The sequence below is a fragment of the Pleionea sp. WD8-19 genome, assembly GCF_055326765.1.
Genome location: NZ_JBUZOU010000001.1, coordinates 261,344 through 284,431, shown reverse-complemented (window position 1 = coordinate 284,431; position 23,088 = coordinate 261,344). Strand labels below are relative to the sequence as shown.

18 protein-coding genes are annotated in these 23,088 nt (G+C 43.4%); 6 read left to right on the top strand and 12 right to left on the bottom strand.

The genetic code is table 11. The features are described 5' to 3' along the window. Positions 1-374: 374 nt before the first annotated feature. Positions 375-608: a DUF2789 domain-containing protein gene (locus ACTUJY_RS01155; protein ID WP_463614197.1), complete on the bottom strand. Its 234-nt coding sequence runs from the start codon at positions 606-608 to the stop codon at positions 375-377. 223 nt (positions 609-831) lie between these two features. Between ACTUJY_RS01155 and ACTUJY_RS01150 the strand changes: the two genes are divergently transcribed. After that, a complete protein-coding gene (locus ACTUJY_RS01150) occupies positions 832-1,149 on the top strand; it encodes a hypothetical protein (protein WP_463614196.1) in 318 nt (105 codons plus the stop codon). Between the two features lie 6 nt (positions 1,150-1,155). On the opposite strand, the gene ACTUJY_RS01145 is transcribed toward ACTUJY_RS01150, so the two are convergent. The 11 genes from ACTUJY_RS01145 to ACTUJY_RS01095 all read right to left on the bottom strand — a co-directional run bounded on the left by ACTUJY_RS01145 (position 1,156) and on the right by ACTUJY_RS01095 (position 14,278). Then, a complete protein-coding gene (locus tag ACTUJY_RS01145) occupies positions 1,156-1,551 on the bottom strand; it encodes a cupin domain-containing protein (protein ID WP_463614195.1) in 396 nt (131 codons plus the stop codon). 9 nt (positions 1,552-1,560) lie between these two features. Further along, positions 1,561-3,672, bottom strand: coding sequence for a TonB-dependent receptor plug domain-containing protein (locus tag ACTUJY_RS01140; protein ID WP_463614194.1), 2,112 nt, complete (start codon positions 3,670-3,672; stop codon positions 1,561-1,563). 286 nt (positions 3,673-3,958) lie between these two features. Next, positions 3,959-5,842 carry a M48 family metallopeptidase gene (locus ACTUJY_RS01135; protein ID WP_463614193.1) on the bottom strand — a complete coding sequence of 628 codons (1,884 nt, stop codon included), beginning with the start codon at positions 5,840-5,842 and terminating at the stop codon, positions 3,959-3,961. Then, on the bottom strand, positions 5,839-7,059 hold the full coding sequence (locus tag ACTUJY_RS01130) for a sensor histidine kinase (RefSeq protein ID WP_463614192.1): 1,221 nt from the start codon (positions 7,057-7,059) through the stop codon (positions 5,839-5,841). Before ACTUJY_RS01130 ends, ACTUJY_RS01135 begins: the two co-directional genes overlap by 4 nt. A 111-nt stretch (positions 7,060-7,170) precedes the next feature. Continuing rightward, a complete protein-coding gene (locus ACTUJY_RS01125) occupies positions 7,171-8,514 on the bottom strand; it encodes a sigma-54-dependent transcriptional regulator (RefSeq protein ID WP_463614191.1) in 1,344 nt (447 codons plus the stop codon). 151 nt (positions 8,515-8,665) lie between these two features. Next, entirely contained in the window at positions 8,666-9,859 is a 1,194-nt protein-coding gene (locus ACTUJY_RS01120) for an ABC transporter permease (RefSeq protein WP_463614190.1), read from the bottom strand. Between the two features lie 10 nt (positions 9,860-9,869). Further along, on the bottom strand, positions 9,870-11,186 hold the full coding sequence (locus tag ACTUJY_RS01115; protein ID WP_463614189.1) for an ABC transporter permease: 1,317 nt from the start codon (positions 11,184-11,186) through the stop codon (positions 9,870-9,872). A 12-nt stretch (positions 11,187-11,198) separates the two neighbouring features. Continuing rightward, positions 11,199-11,900, bottom strand: coding sequence for an ABC transporter ATP-binding protein (locus ACTUJY_RS01110; RefSeq protein ID WP_463614188.1), 702 nt, complete (start codon positions 11,898-11,900; stop codon positions 11,199-11,201). 88 nt (positions 11,901-11,988) lie between these two features. Continuing rightward, a complete protein-coding gene (locus tag ACTUJY_RS01105; RefSeq protein ID WP_463614187.1) occupies positions 11,989-13,254 on the bottom strand; it encodes an efflux RND transporter periplasmic adaptor subunit in 1,266 nt (421 codons plus the stop codon). Between the two features lie 187 nt (positions 13,255-13,441). Then, positions 13,442-14,023: a LemA family protein gene (locus tag ACTUJY_RS01100; protein WP_463614186.1), complete on the bottom strand. Its 582-nt coding sequence runs from the start codon at positions 14,021-14,023 to the stop codon at positions 13,442-13,444. Between the two features lie 24 nt (positions 14,024-14,047). Continuing rightward, positions 14,048-14,278, bottom strand: a complete 231-nt coding sequence (locus tag ACTUJY_RS01095) for a hypothetical protein (RefSeq protein ID WP_463614185.1) — start codon at positions 14,276-14,278, stop codon at positions 14,048-14,050. Positions 14,279-14,370: 92 nt separating this feature from the next. Between ACTUJY_RS01095 and glnE the strand changes: the two genes are divergently transcribed. The 5 genes from glnE to ACTUJY_RS01070 all read left to right on the top strand — a co-directional run bounded on the left by glnE (position 14,371) and on the right by ACTUJY_RS01070 (position 23,088). After that, entirely contained in the window at positions 14,371-17,244 is a 2,874-nt protein-coding gene (gene glnE, locus ACTUJY_RS01090) for a bifunctional [glutamate--ammonia ligase]-adenylyl-L-tyrosine phosphorylase/[glutamate--ammonia-ligase] adenylyltransferase (protein ID WP_463614184.1), read from the top strand. Further along, a complete protein-coding gene (locus ACTUJY_RS01085; RefSeq protein WP_463614183.1) occupies positions 17,244-17,471 on the top strand; it encodes a zinc-finger domain-containing protein in 228 nt (75 codons plus the stop codon). Before glnE ends, ACTUJY_RS01085 begins: the two co-directional genes overlap by 1 nt. A 140-nt stretch (positions 17,472-17,611) precedes the next feature. Next, positions 17,612-18,850: an efflux RND transporter periplasmic adaptor subunit gene (locus tag ACTUJY_RS01080; RefSeq protein ID WP_463614182.1), complete on the top strand. Its 1,239-nt coding sequence runs from the start codon at positions 17,612-17,614 to the stop codon at positions 18,848-18,850. Between the two features lie 27 nt (positions 18,851-18,877). After that, positions 18,878-22,039 (top strand): efflux RND transporter permease subunit, encoded by a 3,162-nt coding sequence (locus ACTUJY_RS01075; protein ID WP_463614181.1) that lies wholly within the window; start codon positions 18,878-18,880, stop codon positions 22,037-22,039. 203 nt (positions 22,040-22,242) lie between these two features. Further along, on the top strand, positions 22,243-23,088 hold the full coding sequence (locus ACTUJY_RS01070; RefSeq protein ID WP_463614180.1) for an MOSC domain-containing protein: 846 nt from the start codon (positions 22,243-22,245) through the stop codon (positions 23,086-23,088).

Sequence of the window (23,088 nt, the reverse complement as noted above, 5' to 3'; positions counted from 1 at the left end):
TTATACACTCCTCTTTTTTGTAATAAAAGCATGACAATGCGTTCATAAAAGTGACTTTTATAAGCGATAAAGTAGTACCTGAACGAAGGCAAACGATGCTCTATGGAAGTTTCAAATCTTGTATTTGATAATTGAGCATTGATATTGTCGAAGGTTTAATTTGGGGGCCTGCTTTTCTTGTATCGGGATGGGTTTTAGAGTCAATCGCCGTAAAAATACAATTCAACTAAAGCAAGGAAATTGGTGAACGCACTGTTAATTGGAAGCAAGAAAGTGCTTAAGGAGAAGCCGAAACGGGCGTTTCGTATGGAAGCTCTTTATGGGATTAAACTTGAGGGTATGGATGCCCTATTTTGATTTTATCTCTTTCCAGATTAATCTTCCCGTAGTCTCGCATCCAGTTGGTCAACGATTTCACACCAATCGGAATCTTGTTCTATTGCTTCTTTTAAAAACGCTTTTTGAGCGTCGTTCCAAAAATTAGCACCGGACAAAGTTTCGTTGTCTTGCAGTCGATGCGATCGTAAAAAACTTTCAATTGCATTTTTATCTTCGGGCAATCCCAATTGAGTAAACAGTTCTTTCATGGGGTGAAAAGGTTGTTCCATAAGGTATCACCTAAGTATTTGTTGTGTAACGAAGAATGCTTTAAGTATAGAAGAATCCTTTTGAGGATAATATTCTTTTTGAGGATAAAGAAACTAATTTTTAATAGCATGTAATTATATAAGCAATGTAAAACTTGAACGAATTCCTGTTTCGATAAGTGATATTGCGTTAAGGTGCTATTTAAGGCGTTTTTATGGTTAAACATTACGAAGGTGATACGTTATGAAAATGATGAACTCTCTTTTACTGCTCAGTCTTATTTTTTCAGGAGGTTTGGCTGCAGGTGATAATAATAAGAAAAATAAAAAAGATAAGGGACTGCCACCTGGGTTACAGAAAAAACTGGAACGTGGTGGTGAGTTGCCTCCAGGTTGGCAAAAAAAGTTAAAAGTTGGTGAACGTTTGGATGATGATATTTATGTTCAAGGACAAGTGGTTGTTCCTTTAGGACGTGATGGACACTTAACCATTAGAGTCGACTCTACCTTAATAAAGCTGCATGAAAGCACTCGAAAAATATTAGAGATCATTCACCCCTAATGGGAACTAGTCGATCAAGCGATTTTCAGTTCCCTCTCCCGGAGTGATAAATAGTATTTTACTATATTTTGTTGTTTTCGCTGTATGCCAAACACCCTTGGGAACAATCGCATAGTCACCAGGTTGAGATAAGTGAATAGAATGTTGTTTGTCATTCTGTTCGAGTAGGACGGTTGTTTCGCCTGATAACAAAATAATAACTTCATCGCCGGCGGGGTGCCTTTCCCAACTGGGCCAGTCACTGTTGAACTCGTAACATGAAATAAGCTCGCAGTTTTTGAATCCATCAAAATCCTGGTCGAGATCCTGGTAAATTGTTGGAGAAAGCGCGATGGGTAAGGCTTCTTTTTTCGCATTTAAGACAATAAATTCTTTCGCGATATTGGCGAATTGATTATTCATTTAAGTGTCCTATTTTATGGTGCGTTTAAACTCGAGAAAAACACCTCGTTCGGGTCCCCATGGGACCATCGGAATTCTTCCTCCTGAACTGTGATCGGGTGTAAATACTTGCTTATCAAACAGGTTTTTAACTCTTATATGAAATTCAGAATGTTTCGAAAAACGATGTAAGTACGCGATGTTTACAATGGTTTGCTCATCCACTTTGTAACGTGAGTCTTGCTGGTTTTGAGGGAGTTGATCGCCACCTCGCTCACTCCAGTAACGTGTCGAAATGCCAAATGAATGATTATTGGGCAAGTGCCAAAGTACGCCAAAATTGAATGTGTATCTCGGGATTAAATTTGCGGTAGGATCCTTTTCCAAAGTACGATTTCCTTGTCGGTTGTAAGTGAAATTGCTGTTAATGGATACTTGCTGCCACCGATTTTGATAGTCTAATTCGATTCCTTGTCGTTTAAAGCCAGGAAAGTTTTGTAAGAGAATGCCATTGCCTTGTGGGTTTGGACCTCTTGCAATCAACTTATCGGTTTCAAGTACATATAAATTGGCCGTCAATAATTGTGAGTTTTTTGAGTAACTGTAAGCCAAGTCCAGTGTTTTGATTTCTTCCGCTTTTAAGTTAGGGTTTCCAAAAATAAAGTTATTAATATTTAATTCGGTTTGAGAAATCGTTGGTGAATTAAAACCAACCGAATAAAGAAGCTTAAAAGAACCCGCCTCGGATAATTGGTATACGAGTCCCATACGAGGGGCCAGCCGGTATCCTGCTTTTTCATTATCGATGTAACGAGCACCTACAATTAACCTTAACGTTTCGTCTTGCCATTCAAGTTGAGAAATGATCGATTGCTCGTCAATTTTTGTCGGACTTGATTGTAAAAAGTAGGGGTTTCCTTCCAAGTCGGTACTGTAATAAAGACCGGCGCTTCGCTTTTCATACTCGAGTCCACTCAGTAAGCTGAGTCGATCATCGAGTGTCCAGGTTAACATTGCTCCTAATGTTCGTCGATAGTTGTCTCGATAAGGGTTGATGTAGGATTGTTTGCCTGTAAATGTTCGCAATACTTCGACCGAGTCACCATTGGGTAATTGTACGGTTTCGGTATTTTCCTCACTGAGAAAATTTTCGATGGTGAAGTCGAGAAAGAACACGTTGTCTCGGTAGTAAATATCCCAATCTAAGTTATCTTTATGGTCCTTATAATGGAGATCGAGTAAATAGCCTTCTTTGTCATAGATCGCGCGTTCGAAAATCACGGGTAATCCACCAAGTCCATGTTCTTCGCTTTGAAAATAATGAAAATTAGTATGGATGGTGTGGTATTGAAACCCGCCATTTAAAGTAAAAAACTGCTCTTTTTGATACTGAACACCTGAGTCAGGAAATGGCTCAAACTGGGGGTTGCCTTGCCCATCGCGTCCGACTTCTCGGTAACTCGTTGCGCGATTGCCCAGCAATAAGGTTTGTGGCCATTCAACGCGATAACCCTTGTGTTGTCGCTGTGCCGAACCGCCAAAATAAAAGTGTCCCCACTCGGTTTGTTGTTGCAAACTCGCGCTGTAGTTAAAGGTGCCAAAACTACCTGCCATTATGGTGTAGGCCGATTCATCGTTGTCTTTTTTCAAAACAATATTGATAACGCCGGCTGAGGCGTTCGTACCGTAGAGTACGGAGCCGGGACCTCGAATTACTTCAATGCGCTCAATTTGCTCCAAAGGCATTCCAAAAAGTGGAATGTCGGCATGCGAAGACATCCAATAAGGTGCACCGTCGAGAAGAAAGAGCACTTTTTGGTTAAAAGTTTCAAACAAACCACGGATCATAACCTGCGTTTGACCAGGATGACTTTTCTGTATCATTACGCCAGGAATGAAAGATAAAGCATCATCTAAAGTTGCGATGCCAATGGCTTTAAGCTGCTCAAGGTTAACTGACGTGACCACAGAAGGGGCTTGAGAAACAGATTCTTCTTTTTTCGAAGCAACCGTGATTTTGAGATTTAACAACTCGTCAATGGAGAGTCTATCCAGATCTTGGTATTCGCTGGCAGACAAAGGGGGAATTAACGCAAATAATAACGTCGCGAGACTCACTGCGTTTTTTGCCCCAATTGTCATTAACCCAGTCTCCCAAATAGCGTTAAGTGATAATTATAGCTCTGCTTAAGTATAGCTTGGCTATCTATAAGAAGGAGCTTGGAATTAGGGTATTAAAAAGGCTTCTTTAACAGGTAATGGCTTGTGGGCGGGTGTCAGATCATCGATATTGTCGTCAAATTTACGAATAGCAACTTGGCAAACCATAACACCTGGCGTAGCTTGAGAGCGAAGTGATTTTCACAGAATGCAGGACTGACGTTGTGAGTAGAACCACCAGGATCAATCAGTATGTGAATTTACAACATTACAATAATTTTGGTATTGGGCAGTCTAGATATTCGCATACCGCTCGTATCAACATAAATTCGTTTTCTTGTAAGCGATTGTCTGAAGCCATTGCTTGCGCCAGTGTATCGATTAATGGTTGTTTTAATAACGGACTGAGCCGCGCCAGTCGGGTTAACGCGCGATGAAAATGATTGGCGTTAAATGTTGGAAAGGATAGGTCGTGAGGTTCGGCAGAAAAAGTTTGCATCAAATCGGTTAATAGCCGTAGTTGTTTTTCTTCGCTATGACTGCCTTGTGAAATAAAGGCCGCAAGCAGAGTTTCAATTTCTGGAAGTACATCGCTATATCGGGTAATTGTGGGTGGTAAGGGTTTATCGTCCGAGGTGGACAATAGCAGCAAAGAAAATATTAAATACTCTTGTAATGAAACTTGCTTGTCGCAATCCACCAGTTTTTTACAGTGACTTTTGATCGTCGACTTGTCTTTCTGGGAGTAATTTTTAATTCTGGGTAATGCCAAATCGAGTAATAAAAAGCGTTGCTCCGTGGAAAGTGGAGCCAAATCCGGTAATAAGTGAGCAATAGCTTGCAAGTTGTTTTCACTCAACCAAGCGCTCGATTGTTGCATTATTTCAGCTCGAGGCAATGTGTTGTAAAGCACCATTAACGTATAAATCAAGTGTTCACATTGATAATTGGGATGCGTATCGCGTGCCACCTGCTTCAGCGAGTCGGGCAATAAACTGAGTTGCCATTGAGTGTTATCGATTTGTGACAGGTTAACCTGTCCTACTTGAGCACTTAAGCTACTGGCTAATATTGCCGCTTGTGTAAATGTCTCCTGAGAGCTCGAGCTTTGTTTCTCAGTCTCGTGGTTATCCGATGACTGCCGATGTGTTGAAACTTTCGGAGGAATAAATCGCGGATCGATTTGTTCAATGCGCTGATCAATCGGTGGATGAGTTGCCAGCATATTGTTAAACAAATGAATACGATGGGATCGTTCAAAGCACATATGACTCAATTCTTCTGCTGATTTATTGCTAAGAAATGAATGCATGGTATCAACTTTAATTTTGTAAAGCGCATTGGCAATACCCGTTTTATCGCGCGTGTATTGTACGGCTGAAGCATCGGCGAGAAACTCCCTTTGTCTGGATATTGCTGCTTTGATCAAACGACCAAAAAATAACCCCAGATAACCGACCAACATAATGGCTAAACCCAGCAAGGCCAGCTGCGCGCCACCTTTTTTTCGACTCGAACTACTGCCCCCACCTCGCATTAAAAACTCACCGAGTTGGCCTATCACTAAAATTCCTGCAAGAATACCAATCAAATAAATATTGAGTCGCATATCGCCGTTAAAAATATGGCTGTATTCGTGACCAATAACACCTTGCATTTCCTGTCGATTCAGCTTTTCCAGGCTACCACGTGTTACGACCAAACAGGTATTGTGGGGCTCAGTACCGGCAACAAAGGCGTTAATCGCCGATTCTTCTTCCATAATAAAAATACGCGGCATGGGAATGCCGGCGGCAATCGACATTTCTTCGACAATATTGATGAGCTGGCGTTCCTTTTGATCCTTACTGTGCAGATCTACGGGTTTGGCACCGACCATAAGCACGGCTTTAAAGCCCCCACCTCGTTTTAACTGTGCCCAACGGACCAGGCTGGTCATGATAATTACCAGCAAAGTGATTGCCGTAACGCTCCAAGCAATGGGTTGTTGCCAGTAAAGCCCAAAGGCTGTGCAATAAATATTACTGGCGCACAAGCCGAAGTACACTGCTAGGTTTATTAATAAGGCTATGGCAAGCACCGCTAGCGAGAAAAACAGAATAAGTCGCTTGGTGTGTGTACGGGCTTGCTGTTGGTGTTCGAAAAAATTCATGATGAGAGCTTAGAACTATTCTGTGGGAATAACAAAGTGACTTTTAATCCACCTTGCTTGCGGTTTGCAATCAGCATTTTACCACCGTGAGCCTCGACAATTTCACGACACAAAGGCAAACCAAGACCACTGCCGCCAGTTTTGGTGGAATAAAAAGGAAGTAGTGCGTTAGTTAGGTTGTTATCATTCATGCCTTTGCCGCGATCTTTTACCTGGATTTCAAAAGCCTCGGTGCTGATTTTGCAGTGTACTTCAATGGCATCGGTTGTTGAGCCTGACTCATAGGCATTTTTTAGCAGATTAAGCATTACCTGCTGTAATTGAGAAGGATCGGCATACAGCGTTTCTCCGTTCTGCAGTCCGTAAACGTTAAAAGGCTTCAGCTGATTCAGCGACTCAAAAAAAGGTCGACTTTCAATAATACTGCACTGAGGTTTCGGTAGTCGTGCAAAACGTGCATAGCCCTCGATAAATTGTTGCAGATAACGTGCTCGTTCTTCCATGGTTGCAAATATAGTTTGAAACTGTTGCTGCTGAGCGCGTTCGCTGAGCAATTGACCCGAGTGGGCAAGGGACGAAAGGGGAGCCAATGAATTGTTGAGCTCGTGACTGATCAAACGAATCACTTTTTTCCAGATGCTGACTTCTTGGCGACTTAGCTCTTTGGTTAATATTTTAAATAATAGCAATTGATGCGTTCGTCCGTTAAGCAGAAATCGATTTTGAGTCAGGTGATAGGTTTCGGTTTGTTCATCCTGACTAATGGTAAACAAACCACTTAAGCCGGAATCGACTGCTTTTAAAAACGGCGATGGTAATTGTGTTAACAACTGATGAAACGCACTGCCGTTAATGGGCTTTCCATTTCGTACTAAGTTACGGGCCGCGCTATTGCTGTAAATGATTTTATCGTGATCATCAATCAGCAGTAATGCAAGTGGTGTTGACTGAATCACGGTATCTAGTAACAGTTCACGTTGATAGATATGCAGCCGTTCGTTGCGCAGTGACTCGCCAACTCTGTTGTAAATGTCAATGAGCGAACCCAGCTCGTCGTTTTGATGTTTTGCGATGGACACGCTAAAGTCGTTATCGAGAAAGTTTTGAAAGCCATCATTTAATGCCAAAAGGGATTTATGAACAGGGCGTAAAAATACTCGTAGTCCGAGCAAACTGGCTGGAAAAAGAACGGTTGCAGCAAGCATAAATGTTAGCACAACGTCCTCTAACCAGTGGTGTAAAACCAGGACAAAGAGCATGCACGTCATGATAAGCAGGCTTACGAATATAGCAAACTTTGCTTCCAGACTAAGAGGTAGTTTCAAAGGTCAGCCCTCACGCGGGATCTGATATTTATCGAGACGACGATATAAGGATTGTCGGCTTAATCCCAATTGTTTGGCCGTTTGTGAAATATTGTTTTTATTTTGACTTAATATATTGATAAGTGTATCTCGATCGGGTTCCTGGAATAATTTATCTTGTGTGTTATTGGTGTTGTATTCAATGCCGAGGTTATTGGCTTTAATGCAGCCATCTGTGGCCAATAATGAAGCACGCCGCATTACGTTTTCCAATTCGCGTACGTTACCTGGCCAGTGGTATTGTTGCAATGCGTGTTCAGCTTCGTTGGAAAGCACCAGGTTATCGGGCATAAAATGCAATGCCAGTGGAATAATATCATCACTGCGTTCGGCAAGTGGCGCCAATTTAATTTCTATCACATTGAGTCGATAAAACAAATCTTCGCGAAATTCACCTTTGGTAATGGCTTGTTGTAAGTCGCTATTAGTGGCGCTGATTAAACGTACATTCACGCGACGCGTTTGCGAGCTGCCTAGCCGCTCGAATTCACCGGTTTGCAAAACTCTTAACAGTTTTATTTGGCCGGAAAGTGGTAGGTTGCCAATTTCATCGAGAAATAGCGTACCACCATCCGCCGCTTCAAAACGGCCAATGCGTTGTTTATTGGCACCGGTAAAAGCACCTGCTTCGGCGCCAAACAATTCTGCTTCCATTAATTCAGTTGGCAATGCACCCACGTTCACTTTGACAAAAGGCTTTTCGTTCACGCGCGAATTTGCCTGAATGATTTCTGCGACTTTTTCTTTACCGGAACCATTAGGACCTGTGATTAATACTGGTATATCTGCATGAGCTATTTGTGTGGCAATGGTAAGCGTTTGCAGCATGGAAGAACTACTGAAAACGGTACCGCAAAGATTAAACTTTTCTGACAGGGCAAGCGCTTGATCGGTATTTTGTTGCAAGAGTGAATGCGTTTGTTGGCGCAATTGTGCCAGCTCAAGCAAATTATTAACGGTAGTTATTAATTTATTATCATCCCATGGTTTGGTTAGGTAATCGGCCGCACCTTGTTTCACGAGCTCAACCGCCATTTGAAGGTTACCCCAAGCCGTTAAAAGGATCACGGGCAAGTCAGGATATGACGATTGAATTTGATGAAATAACTCTCGGCCTTCTTCGCCTGACGTGGTGTCTTCACTGAAATTCATATCCTGAATCACAAGATCAATACTTTCTTGTTGCAAAATTTTAATACCATGCTCAGGTGATTCAGCGTACATGGTTTGTATATCGTACAACGAAAACAAAACGCTCAGTGCAGTGGCGATGCTCGGATTGTCATCAATTACCAGAATTTGACTCATTGGCTGTCGGTATTATTAATTTATTGGATTATTCTAAAGTAGAACTTGGAGTAAGACTACTGATTAACTAAGGTTGATTTATTTTTTATAAGTAGAAATAACCTCGGCAAGTTTAAGTTGAACTCGCCGAAGCTTGTAAAGGCCAGACTCATTACAACGTTTGAGTTGCTACGGCTGGTGAGATTTTGCTTGCGCGTAAAGCCGGGAACCATACGGCCAAAATACCTGTTAACAGCATTATCAGAACGCCGAACGTTATATAGTTGGTTTCCAGTGGTGGCAGCTCAAATGTATCGACTAAATACATATTGAAACCGACCGCCATTATTGTCCCTAAAGTCACGCCAATCGAAGTCAACAAGATATTTTCGGTAATAAAATATCTTTGAATGTCAATACGACTGGCTCCAAGTGCTCTGCGTGTACCAATTTGTTTAATGCGTTGATTGATATTAAAACTCACAATTCCCACAATACCCAGCGCAGTAATCACCAATAACAATGCGATAACAATCAGCAAAATTTTTGTCATAGCTGCGTCGCGGCGATAACTGCGTTCACGATTTTCGGCCATAGTAGAAATGCCATTTATCACACGATCAGGATTACGCTCTAATAATTTGTGTTCGATTTGGCCCATGACTTCGTTCATGGCACTGGGCTCAACTCGAACCAACATGCGCCTGAAACTACGCAGCCCAATGGAGGGAACCAAAACGATTTTGTCATAGTGTTTGGAATTCGCCCAGGGATTAACCAAATGTCCGACAACGCCTATGATGGTTTCAGGTGAGCCGCCGCTGTAAAGTTGCTTTCCTATCGGACTTTCGTCACCAAACAATTGCTTAGCCAACGCTTCGGTAATAATGGCGACTTTGGGATCGATAGTGCTGTCCGTATATTCAACTTCCTGTTCGGTAAAGTTGCGACCTTCGATCAGTGAGATGCCTAAACTGTTTAATAAATGAGAGTCTGCGGTGTAGAAAGCCGCATTGATATCGTGGCCTTCTTGAGAGGCAGAAACGGAACTGGAGTCACCTCCGCCTCCCAAAGGTACTGCATTAATAACTACGGCGTCGATCACTCCGGGCATATTGCGAACTAGCTCTTGATCAGCGCGGATATTGTATTCCATATCGTAATTGTCACCAAAAGCAGCAATGTTCATGGTAAATATTTCTGCTTCCGGAACACCACTTTCGGTATTCATCCGACCGATGCGTTCAGTTATGATATGAACCGCGTTAACAACCACCGCAAGTGTAAAAGCAATTTGCAAAACAATCAGTAAAGTGCTGCTTTTGTGACGCAATAGAGTGCTTAATATAGGCTTTATTTCCAACATACTGTTTCTCCTATTGAGTCTTTAAGTAGAGCGCTGGATGAGTTGTACAAATTTTCCATGCTGGGTATAAACCCGCGAGTAAACTGGAGCCCAAAGCGATAGCGATGGCCGCAATAACCAGAGTAAAATCCATGTGTGCAAGTTGGTCATCGTAATGTCCGTATAATCTAGCGTTTCCGTAAAGTCCTAGCTGCGCTAGCAAGATACCTAGAACGCCTCCAAATAATCCGATTAAACCCACATCAACCAGATGTTGAATAAATATTTGTCTTCGACTGGCACCGAGTGCTCGGCGAACGCCAACTTCAGGTGCGCGACGTAAAAACTTCGCTAGCAGTAATCCAATAGTGTTGATCATACAAACGGCAAGAAACATAAAGGACAGACCGATGAGTACCGAATTATCTTCACTGACCACTCGATTGTATTCCATCCACTGCATTACATTTTTAATGTCGCCACGGGCCTCTTTTTTTGCGAAACGATTGAATGGTCGCTGTTGTTCGATGTAAGCGGCAAGATGATCCTTGTATTGGCGCTGATGCTGATCAGTATCCAGTTGCACCCAATACTGCAGCCAAAGTTTTTCTGAACGCAAACGGTCTTGATACGTGGCTAATACTTCTGGTTTCCAACCGTTGGTATTGCCCCAGGAAGGAAGTTCAAGAGCCGGAAGCAAAGAGAAGGGAATATAAAGTTGTTCGGTTGGATGAAAACCTCCGTTGTTTACGTCGTAAAAACGAGGTGTCAGATTCCAATCATCAATCACGCCAATCACGGTAAATTGATTTTTACTTAAGTTAACGGTTTTTCCGATACTGTTTTTACCATCGAATAGTCGGTCGTTAAGTTGTTTGCCAAGAATAACCACTTGTCGAGCTTTCTGATCGACACTTTTATCCCATGGTGCTCCAAAAAGAAAAGGCACGTTAAACATTTCAAAAAAATCACGGTCAATAGCACGTGCTGACTCTAGAAACGGTGTTTCGCCTTGTTTTTCCGGGATCAGCGAAAAGCCGGTTTCCAGTCCTCGGGTTTTTAACGTCGGAATATCGGACTGGTGCAGATTCATGACGTCCTGGTAAGTCAACTGAAAGGGTAAACCATCGGGCGAGAAACCGCGTCCATTTTCGTGAAACGTATCCAGCTGGACATGAAATAAACGATCGCTTTTTTCTGGAATGGGATCTTGCGACATTAAATAATCGACAGTGAGAATCGTGATGCTAACACCAATTCCCAGGCCAATTGCAACAATCATTAATGTGGTAAGTATGGGTGTTCGCTTTGCGCTTAACCAGGAAAGTTTTAAATAATAACTCAACATAATGGAATCCCTTTAAGCTTCAGCCAGATCAAGCACGGGGGCTAAATTCTGAAAATCGGTCACTTGACCATCGACAATATGAATATTGCGTTGGGAACGTCGCGCCAGTTCCGGATCATGCGTTACCATAATAATGGTGGTCCCTTGTTGGTTAATTTCTTCCAGTAGTTGCATCACTTGTCGTGCCATTAACGAATCCAGATTTCCGGTTGGTTCGTCTGCCAATAAAAATCGCGGTTCACCGGCTAGCGCTCGCGCAATGGCCACTCGTTGTTGTTGACCTCCTGAGAGTTGCGAGGGCAGGTGTTTTATTCGAGCGGATAGTCCAACACGCTCCAGTGAATGTTCAATACGACGTTTTCGTTCGCTCGCGTTGAATCCTCGATAACGTAATGGCACGTCGACGTTATCAAATAAATTAAGATCTGGGATCAGATTAAAGCTCTGAAAAACAAAACCAATTTTTTCGTTTCGCAATTTGGAGCGTTGTTTGTCGTTAAGATCACTCACGTTGTAGCCGTCCAGCTCGTAACGTCCACCGTCGAATGTATCCAACATTCCGGTAATGTTCAGGAAAGTTGTTTTTCCCGATCCGGAAGGCCCTGTTACCGCAACAAATTCGCCTTGCTCTACGTGTAAACTGAAGTCTCTTAACGCATGGGTTTCTACTAAATCGGTACGAAACACTTTTTTAATATTTTTCATGGTTAACATGGTACGATTCCTTATGGTGCTCCTGATTTCAGGAGGTTCATTTAATCTGAGCTAGGGATAACAATTGAATGTTCATCCCGAGTAGGGGTTAATTTAAAATAAGAATTTCGGCGTTTTTTACAAAATCGGTATTGGAAATAATCACTTCCTGGCCTTCCTGTAATCCACTGAGTACTTCGACTTTATTGATACTGTTAATACCTAATTGAACCTCGAGTAAGGTTGCGACTTCGTTGTTGATGACAAATACGCGACGACCTCCATGGTGTTGCACAAATGACCCTCGCGGCAGATAAAGTGTATTGGCTTTTTGCTCTAGAATAACGCGATTAGTAACGCGTTGGTTCTGTTTGATTCCGGGTGGTGGTTCAGCAGTAAATGCCAGCCGACCGATTACCAGGTTGTTGGTTACTTCGGGCGAAATACTGACGATGGTAGCAGAGTATTCCTTGTTGTTGTAATTGACTTGCGCTTGCATGCCTAAACCTAATTCATCGGCGTAGCTTTCTGGGATTTCAATTTCCACTTGAAACGCGGAAAGATCGACTACCGTTAGCAGTGCTTGATTCAATTCAACAGCAGATTTTTGCTCTACTGCCCATGAGCCAACAATGCCAGTTACCGGCGCTTTTATGGACAATTCTTTGACCAGTCGGTTGGTGTTATCAACTTGTAATCGATACTGGCTGTATTCAAATTCCTGTGTTTGTATTTCAAAAGCCAGCTTTTCTTTTTCCAGTGCAGCTTGTTCTACCGAAAAATCGTAGGTCAATTGCGAGCGTTTCAATTCATCAATGGCTTTTTCGTAATCCAGCTGACTGATGGCTTTAATTTTGATCGACTCCTCGGCTCTGCGCATTTCACGCTTGGCTGCTTCCAGTAAAACTTTTTCTAATTGCACTTGTTGACGGTTTTTCATTTGGCTTTGTTTGGCCGAAATTTTTTTTCGTTCCAGCTCGATTCCTAAACTGGCAAGCTTGGCTTGCTCTTGTTGCAATTGATTGGCGAGTTGTGGGCTTTTAATAATCGCAATGACTTGATCTTTTTCTACTGGGTCACCGGGATTCGCTTTTAGTGTGACCGTTCCACTGGCAGGCGCATAAAGTTTTGGACTGTTCGCAGCGACAATATTTCCTTGCAAAGAAATATCCCGAATAAATTCACCTCGTGTCACCTGAGCAATACGCAGTCGATCACGGTTTACCGAAAGATCACCATTTGACCAACGAGCAACACTCGGATAGGCAATTGCTAAAGTTGACAAAAAGCCAATAGCGAAAATGAAACTCCACCATCGCCATTTATTGTTTTTGCTTTCAAGCAAAACATCTTGCGATAAAGTGTCGCGTATCATTATTTAACTCCTGTTATTCGTTTTACATCGTTAATGCAGGAGTTATGCCATAAATTATTTTTAGATTTAACCTATTGAAATTAAATAAAAAGCTATGATTGAATTGATTTGGGGGCTGGGCTACTTGTCGAGTGGACACTGTCCGCATTGAGAAAGCGGACAGGAGCGGACACTGACAAATTGATTTTTAAAAGTTAACTTTCACCGCTTCGCGTACTTTTTCATTATCCACTTCAAATAGCTGGGCGGTTTTAAAATTAAATTTACCCGCAACAATATTGTTTGGGAATTGTTCGAGATAGGTGTTGTAAAACATAACGGAGTCATTGAACGCTTGTCGTGCAAAAGAAACTTTATTTTCGGTTGTGGTCAACTCTTCCATTAATTGCGACATGGTTTCGTTCGCTTTGATGTCGGGGTAGTTTTCCATCACAGCAAATAATTTACCCATGGCCCCAGTTAAGGCGGCTTCGGCACCCATTAATGACTGGATGGCTGTTGCATCGGCTGGATTGTCTGCAGCTTGTTTGCTCGCGGAAACTGCGTGAGTACGTGCAGCTATTACAGACTCAAGTGTTTCGCGTTCATGCTTCATATAAGCTTTGGCGGTTTCAACCAAGTTAGGGATTAAATCGTACCGGCGATTAAGTTGTACATCAATTTGTGCAAAGGCATTTTTAAATCGATTGCGTAGGCTGACCAGTTTGTTATAAATAGCAATCAGATAAAATAAGATCAACGCGACAATAATTAAAGCCACCCACTCCATAATAAGCCCTCTCGTTTTTTCGAATTAGTTGAGTTGGTTGATTTCTCGTTTCAAAGACTCACCTGGATCGGTGATAATTTTCTCGAGTGTTTGTACTCGCTCTTCCAGAGTGTTGAGTTTTTCCAGATCGGCACGAATAGCATCCAGCTCTTGTTGACCCACTGCACTCTGGTTTTTCATTTTTATTTTGTATTTCCAGACCTCAGCGATCATTACTACTGCTACTATAACAGCAATCCATTTGAAAACCTCCATAACGTTACCTCTTCATTCATAATAGTCGTTTGGTGCGGTTTGAAACTTCAGGGTATAGTATAGAAAAGTTTCAAGCTTTAATAAGGAATCGTGTGAGTAACACACAACCCATCAGTCGGATATTACCGGATTCTCTTACACATTCATTGACAGCACGTTGGGAATCGCTCTATCAAAAGCATGGTGAGGCTCTGCGGGCGCTCGATACAGCTTCAGTCAAGCAAACGATTGCCGTCAGTGGCTTTTTTACCCATGTTGTTGAACATGAACTGGATTTTGTCGTGCAACACATGACTGAGCAAGGCTATTCTACTGCCTTCAATTGGTCATCGATATCACAAACCATCAGCAATGAACTGGCCACTGCCGGTAATGATGTTGCCGCTAAAGAGGTTTTGCGTCGTTGGAGAAATCGCATATTGGGATTGATTGCGTTCAGAGGTATTAACTCGATGCGAACGATTGAGCAGGAGCTGGCTGACCTATCGCAAGCGGCTGACTGTCTTTTACAAGGTGCGTATCATTGGCTTTATCCTAAATTCTGCCAACAATGGGGTACACCACAAAACACTCAAGGCGAATCGATCAATTTGGTGGTGGTCGCTATGGGAAAGTACGGCGGTTTTGAGTTGAACTTCTCTTCGGATATTGATCTCATGTTTTTTTACAGCGAAGACGGAGAAACACAGGGGGGACGACGCAATATTGAGCACCAGACGTTTTTTATTCGCCTTGGCCAACAATTGATTGCTTTATTGTCGGATGTGACACGTGATGGTCAGGTGTTTCGAGTTGATATGCGTTTGCGACCTTACGGCGACAGTGGCCCATTAGCCATGAGCTTTTCAGCGATGGAAGACTATTACCAGGAGCAGGGGCGTGAGTGGGAGCGCTTTGCCATGATTAAGGCGCGTGCAGTTACTGGGCGTGACGAGGAGAAGCAAGGGTTTTATCAGCTCATAAAACCCTTTGTTTATCGGAGATACATCGATTTTGGCGTTTTAGAGTCGATTCGGAATATGAAATCCATGATAGAAACCGAAGTGCGTCGCAAAGGATTAAAAGACAACATTAAGCTGGGTTCAGGTGGTATTCGAGAAGCAGAGTTTATTGCACAATCATTGCAGCTGGTGCGAGGTGGGCGAAAACCCGAGTTGCAACAACAAGGATTTCTTAGCGCATTAACGCAACTTGAGCAGTGCGCTATGATGGAGGTGGATAAACTGCGAGCAAGTTACCTCTATTTACGCAAAGTGGAGCATTTACTGCAGCAAATGGACGATCAACAAACGCAGGTATTACCCGATAATGATTTCGATCGTGACCGACTGGCTTTTGCACTCGGATGCGACAATTACATGGCTTTTTTGCATCAACTGCAGCAACATCAACAGGTGATACAGCAGGCGTTTAATGCTGCTTTTCGGATGCATGAAGAGAGCCAGGAGCTCTCGCCGAAAAAACTAGCCATGGAGATTTTACATCGTGACGATATTGTCGCATTGATGCCAGAGCTGAAAGCTGCCGAAGTCGATAGCATTTTTAGGTGTTTGCAAGAGTTTGTTGCTTCTTCTGCATTTCATCAGTTGTCCTCACGCGGTAAATCACGATTGGAATCATTAATGCCATTGCTATTGCAAACATTGGCACGAGAAGCGCGTCCCGAAATAACCTTTATGCGCATTATGGGGTTATTACGAGCCATTAATCGGCGTACGGCTTACTTGGTACTGCTCGAAGAAAATCCTCCCGTATTGGAGCATTTGGTAAAACTCTGTGGGCAAAGCGAATGGATCGGCCAGCAATTAACAGAACACCCTGTATTGTTAGATGAACTTTTGTATCCAAACAGTTTGTACCAGCCGTTAAGTTCGCAAAATTTGCATCAGGAACTGCAACGACAATTGCTGCGTATTGAGCCGGATGATGAAGAGCAACAGCAGGAACAATTACGAATTTTTAAACAAATTAATGAACTGCGCGTTGCGGCTGCGGTGCTCAATCAGACCATTAATGTGAAAAAAGCAAGTCGATATTTGAGCGAGATTGCCGCGGCTATTTTATCGTCGGTCACTCAGCTGGCCTGGCAAAAGTTGTGTGAACGTCATGGTGTTCCCAGTATAGATGGCGCCAGCCGCGATACGCTAAAAGGTTTGTCGGTCATTGCTTACGGAAAGTTCGGTGGTGAGGAACTTGGTTTTGGCTCCGATCTCGACTTGGTGTTTTTGTATCACGCAGAGCCTGAAGAGCAAACTCAAGGCGAAAAATGCATTTCGAATATGCAGTTTTTTACCCGACTGGCACAGCGCATTATTCATACGTTAAATATGCGGACCATATCCGGCGTACTCTATGAAGTGGATACCCGGCTCAGACCTTCGGGTAATTCAGGTTTGTTAGTGAGTCATTGGGATGCTTTTCAAGATTACCAAAACAATGAAGCTTGGACTTGGGAACATCAAGCGATAACACGAGCACGAGCGGTGGCTGGTGATAGGATCATCGGTCATGAGTTTGAAACCCTGCGATTAAAGCTGTTGGCGAAAAAGCGAACGTCCGAAACCTTGCGGGAACAGGTACTGGAAATGCGGGCCAAAATGCGAAGCAATCTGGATAAATCTGACGACATTCTATTTGATTTAAAGCAAGGTGTAGGTGGCATGGTTGATATTGAGTTTATGGCTCAGTACCTGCTTTTATTGCATGCTCATAAACACAGCGAAGAGCGTTGGTCCAGTCGAACCACACGACAGTTTTTGCGCTTGGCAGAGCTTTCGTTGGTGGAATCTGAGTTAGTAGAGCATTTAATAGACGCCTATCGCTATTTTCGCGAAATCCTTAATCGACAAGTGTTAATGGGACAAACTAAACTGGTTGAACGGGTGTTGGTGCAAACGCATGTGGATCGAGTTTGCAAGTGCTGGCAAAAAGTCATGGTGAACAAAAACAATCCGGAGATTTCGTAATGGCTAATGTAGAGCAAAACTTTACAAATAATGACTCAAGATCAATGGATAATGCATCAACAAAATCACAAGTCATCCAGGTGACTCGGGCACAGCTGCCTTTGTCTTGTCCACCGAAAGAAGGTGAGCTCTGGAGTTTGCACCCAAGGGTTTATCTGCCAATTGAAAAGACAGGTGAAGCGGATTGTCCTTATTGTGGTGCGCGTTATCATTTGGTTGAAGCATAACTGAGTAACCGATTCGGAAACATTTGATTACATCCAATCACACGGATTTACGACGAAATTTCGTAATCTATTACGCAAATTAAGGACTCTTCGGTCAATTATTTTTTTCCTTTCTTGATTTAAGCATAATCGGGGTATTTATGAACAAGCAAAAATCCACGTTGATTGGAGTGGTGTTGACGATCGTCACCGTGGCGGTGGTAGCGGTTTTGTTTAAAACCAAACCACAACCGCCGAAAAAGCCACCAGAGAATAAATTGCCACTCGTGGAAGTTCTTACTCCTCAAGCGGAGTCGGTTCGTTTTTATGTCGAGAGTCATGGTGTTGTTCAACCCAGAACAGAAACGACATTAATCTCGGAAGTGTCCGGTCTAGTGCAGCGGGTATCAGATAAGTTTGTTGCCGGAGGGTATTTTAAGCAAGGTGAAGTACTGCTGAAAATCGATCCGACCGATTATCAAGTTGCTTTGGAGCAGGCGAAAGCTCGTCTGGCCAGCATGGAAGCGCAATTAGCACAAGAGCAGGCTCGAGCCGAACAGGCACAAAAAGAGTGGGACTTGTCAGGCCGCAGTCGAAGCAACGCACCCTCATTAGCGTTGCGAGAGCCTTTTCTTTTGGAAGCCAAAGCGAATGTACAATCGGCCGAAGCCGACCTTAAAAAAGCGCAGCAGAAGCTGGCACGAACGGTGATTCGAGCGCCCTACGACGGTATGGTGAAGTCTCGAACCGCCGATGTAGGGCAGTTTGTGGCAACCGGTAGCCAACTCGGCATAACCTTCGCTATCGATTATGCCGAAGTGCGCTTACCGCTCACCGATCAGGACTTGGCATTTATTGATAAACCCACCTGGAGCTTTCCAGCGGATCAATATCCGAGCGTAACGTTATCGGCCAATTACGCGGGCGAAAAACACCGCTGGAACGCCAAATTAGTGCGCATGGAAGGCGTTGTTGATAAGCAAAGCCGGGTACATTATGCCGTGGCTCGTGTTACGGATCCTTATTCTGTATTCAATCAGCTGCATCAGGCACCGCTTAAAATGGGAACGTTTGTTACCGCCAGTATTGAAGGTATCGTAGAAAATAATGTCGTAAAACTGCCGCGTGATGTGTTTCGTGATTTGAAAAATGTTCTGGTTACCGATGCCAATTCCGAATTGCATTTGCGCGAACTGGAGGTGATACGCTCTGAACATGATTACGTTTATGTTCGTGCCGGATTGGAAACCGGCGATCAGGTGGTGCTAACCGCTATTGAATCTCCGGTGCAAGGGGCGAAAGTGCGTATTGAAGGGCAGGAACCTCCACCGGAGTCGAAAGACGAACAGGGCGGCGAAGCGCTGGCGGAAACGGCTGCTGAATCTCACCCTCGCCACTAATTTATTGACCATCGAGAGAGTTTGTTTATGGACATACCAAACCAGCAAAAAGGCTTAATTGCCTGGTTTACCTACAATTCGGTGGCCGCCAACCTGTTAATGGTATTCATCATTGTCGGTGGCATCATTTCCTACATGATGATGACCAAGCGAATGCAACCGGATATTCAACCCAATATGGTGCGCATTTCCGTGCCGTATTTGGGCGCAGCACCACAAGAAGTTGAAGACGGCGTTATTATTAAAATTGAGGAAGCAATTCAAGATGTAAAGGGCATAAAACGTGTCAATTCGATTGCGCGTGAAGGGATTGGCACCGTTGTCGCCACCTTGCACAACGATGCGGATTTAGATGAATCCTTGAACGAAATTAAAATTCAAGTCGATTCTATTTCAACCTTTCCCGGTGAAACTGAAAAGCCGCTCATTAGCAAAGTAGAATTTTCTGCCGATGTGTTGTGGTTGAGTATTTACGGAAAAATGGATCGCCGTACCCGACAAACCATCGCCCGTGAAGTACGCGACGAAATTATGGCGTTGCCTCAGGTAAACAAAGCCGAAGTTTTGGGTAATCGACCTTACGAAATTTCAATTGAAGTTACCGATGCCTTGATGCGTGAATACGATCTCACCATGAGTGATGTTTCGCGTGCTATTCGCAATTACTCCTTCGACTTGCCGGGCGGCACCATTAAAACCGATGGCGGTGATATTCGCTTGCGTACCAAAGGTCAGGCTTATACCGGGCTCGATTTTTCACAAATCGTATTGCGAACCAATGAAGATGGTACGCGTTTATTGCTCAGTGATGTTGCCGATATTAATGATGGCTTTGTTGAGTCTAATGGTTTTGCACACTTTAATGGCGAGCCGGCAACGGTGATCCGCGTGAAATCGCTCGGTGAACAAAACGATTTGGAAATTTCCAAAGCCGTACGTCATTACATGGATGAAAAAAATAAAATTTTACCTGAAGGCGCCAAGATTGAAATTTGGGGTGACGGCTCCTATTACTTACAGCAACGACTCGACATGATGTTCAGTAATATGTTGATGGGGGTGATACTGGTATTTGTTTTATTGACGTTGTTTTTGAAACCACGTGTGGCGTTTTGGGTATTAGTGGGTATACCGATTTGTTTCTTTGGTGCCTTTTTGTTTATGGATAAGGTGGGCGATTTTGCTACCAATATTAACTTTTTAAGTTTATTCGGGTTGATTTTGGTGCTCGGAATCGTGGTGGACGATGCCATTATTATTGGCGAAAGCGTGTATACAGAGATTAAAGAAAACGGTCACAGTAAAGAGAATGTGATCATCGGTGCTAAGCGTGTCGCCGTTCCTGCAACGTTTGGTGTCCTAACAACGATCGCTGCTTTTTTACCGATGTTGACGCTGGATTTTATTTTTGCGCCTTTCTTTGAAGCCATTGCGGTGGTGGTTATTCTCTGTTTAGTCTTTTCATTAGTGGAATCGAAATGGATCCTGCCCGCGCATTTAGCACACATGAAGTACGAGCCTTATAACGAAGGCAAAGCTAATCGGTTAGAGAAAATTCAACATGTGGTACGTGAAGGCATGGAAAATTTTGCCAAGTTTCGTTACCAGCCATTCTTAAAAAAGGTTGTTAAACATCGTTACTTAACTTTATTGAGTTTTGTTTGCGTATTGGTGGTTTCCATAGCACTGGTTTTTTCTGGCTGGTTGAAATCAGAACCTTTTCCTACCGTGCCGGGTGACTTTGTTCAGGCCAGTTTTCAGTTGAATGAAGGGTCTCCAATTGCTGACCGCGATGCGATGGTCGAGCGTTTGGAAAATGCCGTGAATGTGGTTGATCAACGATTAAAAGAAGGCGCGAATAAGGGTGAGCCGGTTGTACAACATATCTTAACCTGGACCAATGGCGATACCGGTGGAGGCATGTTTATCGAGTTGAAAAAAGGCGAAACACGCGAAGTGGACGCGGTTACTTTTGAACAAGCGGTGCGTGACGAAATTGGCGAAGTGGCAGGTGTCAAAGAAATGCGCATCATGTCAGCGATGGGGCCTGGCGGTGACTCCAGTATATATTTCCGTTTAGTCGGCAGCAATTATCATAATCTGGAGAGAGCTGCGGATGCGTTACAAGATAAACTCGCGGAATACGAGGGCGTGTACGATATACGTTCGTCTCATAGTTCGGGTAATCCGGAAATTCAATTGGCGTTGAAACCTGGCGCAGAAACATTAGGAATTGCTTTAAGTGATTTGGCCCGTCAGGTACGCCAGGCATTTTACGGTGAAGAAGTGCAACGCATTCAGCGCGGTAAAGACGAAGTCAAAGTGATGGTGCGTTATCCGATGGAAGAGCGTAAATCCATCGCGAACCTGGAAAACATGCGCATTCGTACACCCGGTGGCGATTGGGTACCATTTTCCTCTATTGCTGAAATAAACCTGGGAACCGGATATGCCACTATTAACCGAGAAGATCGTAAGCGTGCGGTAACGGTTCAAGCGGATTTTGATCCGGAAAAAGTTCAGTCGCAACAAATTATGACGGACGTCAATCAGAACTTTATGCCGCGATTAATGATTGATTATCCTGGGGTTAAATCGGAAATCAGTGGCCAGGCAAAAGAAGTTGCGGATATGCTTAAAGAGTTGGGCTACTCAATGCTTTTTGCAATTGCTCTTATATATGTTTTGTTAGCAATCCCGTTGAAATCTTATGTTCAACCTTTAATGGTAATGTCAGTGATTCCATTCGGCTTGATTGGGGCCATCGTTGGGCATCTAGTGATGGGCAAAAGTTTCAGTATGATGTCGGGCTTTGGAATCATTGCATTAACCGGTGTGGTTGTGAACGACAGTTTGATTATGGTGGAGTTTGTAAATCGAGCGCGTAGAGAAGGTAAGGCCCTAATCGATGCCGTATTACAAGCGGGAGTGAAGCGCTTTCGCGCCATTATGCTCACGTCACTGACTACTTTTTTCGGCTTGCTGCCGATTATGTTTGAAACCAGTATGCAGGCACAAGTTATTATTCCTATGGCGATTTCTTTAGCCTTTGGAATAATGTTTGCGACTTTTATTACATTGGTTTTAATTCCGGCACTGTATTTGATTTTTGAAGATGTAAAAGGCAAAGTCAGCCGAAAGCGTCAACCGCTCTCTGCAACGGTAGATTTAGTCATTGAACGAAATTAAAAACCGTGTTGAATTAACGCCAAACCTATAAAAAACACAGCCCGGGAGTAGCGAAGCAATGCCCGGGTTTTTCATTTCTGTACGAAGCTTTTTTACGACTCTCTCTGCATCACTCTCAAGTTCTAGGCTGAGTGCCATATTTTATTCGCAATGGTTAACTCGATTGTGATTAAATAGCGTTTTATTTTTTCCAAAATATACTTATGGCGCAATTTGTTTCAGTAATACAGCTCAATATATATCCAGTAAAGTCTTTAAAAGGTATTTCACTAGAGTCGGCTCAATTAACGGCCAAAGGATTGCAGTACGATCGTTACTGGATGCTGGTCAATCCGAAAAACCAATTTGTCACTCAACGACAATATCCGCAATTGGCGCTGATTAATACTGAAATTACTGAAAATCACTTGATTTTATCGCACCCCGACAGCGACGATTTCTGCGCGATTGCATTGGATGGGGCACATTTAAATGCGACACCTTTTACTGCACGTGTTTGGCAAAACGATTGCCAGGTGCTGGATGAAGGTGTCGAAGTTTCCAACTGGTTATCGAGCGTATTAGGCTTACCCTTTGCGTTACGCCTGGTGCGCATGGCTGAACGCTTTGATCGCGTTGTTGATCAAAGTAATAAGCTTGGCGAAGGCACTTCGGTAATCACCCATTTTGCCGATGGTTTCCCTTTCTTAATTGCCAATCAGGCAACGCTCGATTTTGTCAATCGGCATCTTGAACAACCGGTATCGATGGATCGCTTTCGACCAAACATAGTTGTCGAAGGACTTGACGCATTGGCTGAGCATAAGGTGAATGTTCTGAGTCACCAGAATTATCAGCTTGTCGCTCAATATCCCTGTGAGCGCTGTGTGATGACCACGATTGATCAGGACAAAGGCAGTAAAGATCCCAACATGGAACCCTTGAAAACCCTGATCCGTCTCAATCCTATGCCGGGTAAAGTGAATGCTGCCGCTTTTGGTCAAAATGCCAGTCTGCAGTCCGGCCTAGGTGCACGTATTCGGGTTAGCGATCAGTTGGCGCTGATTTAA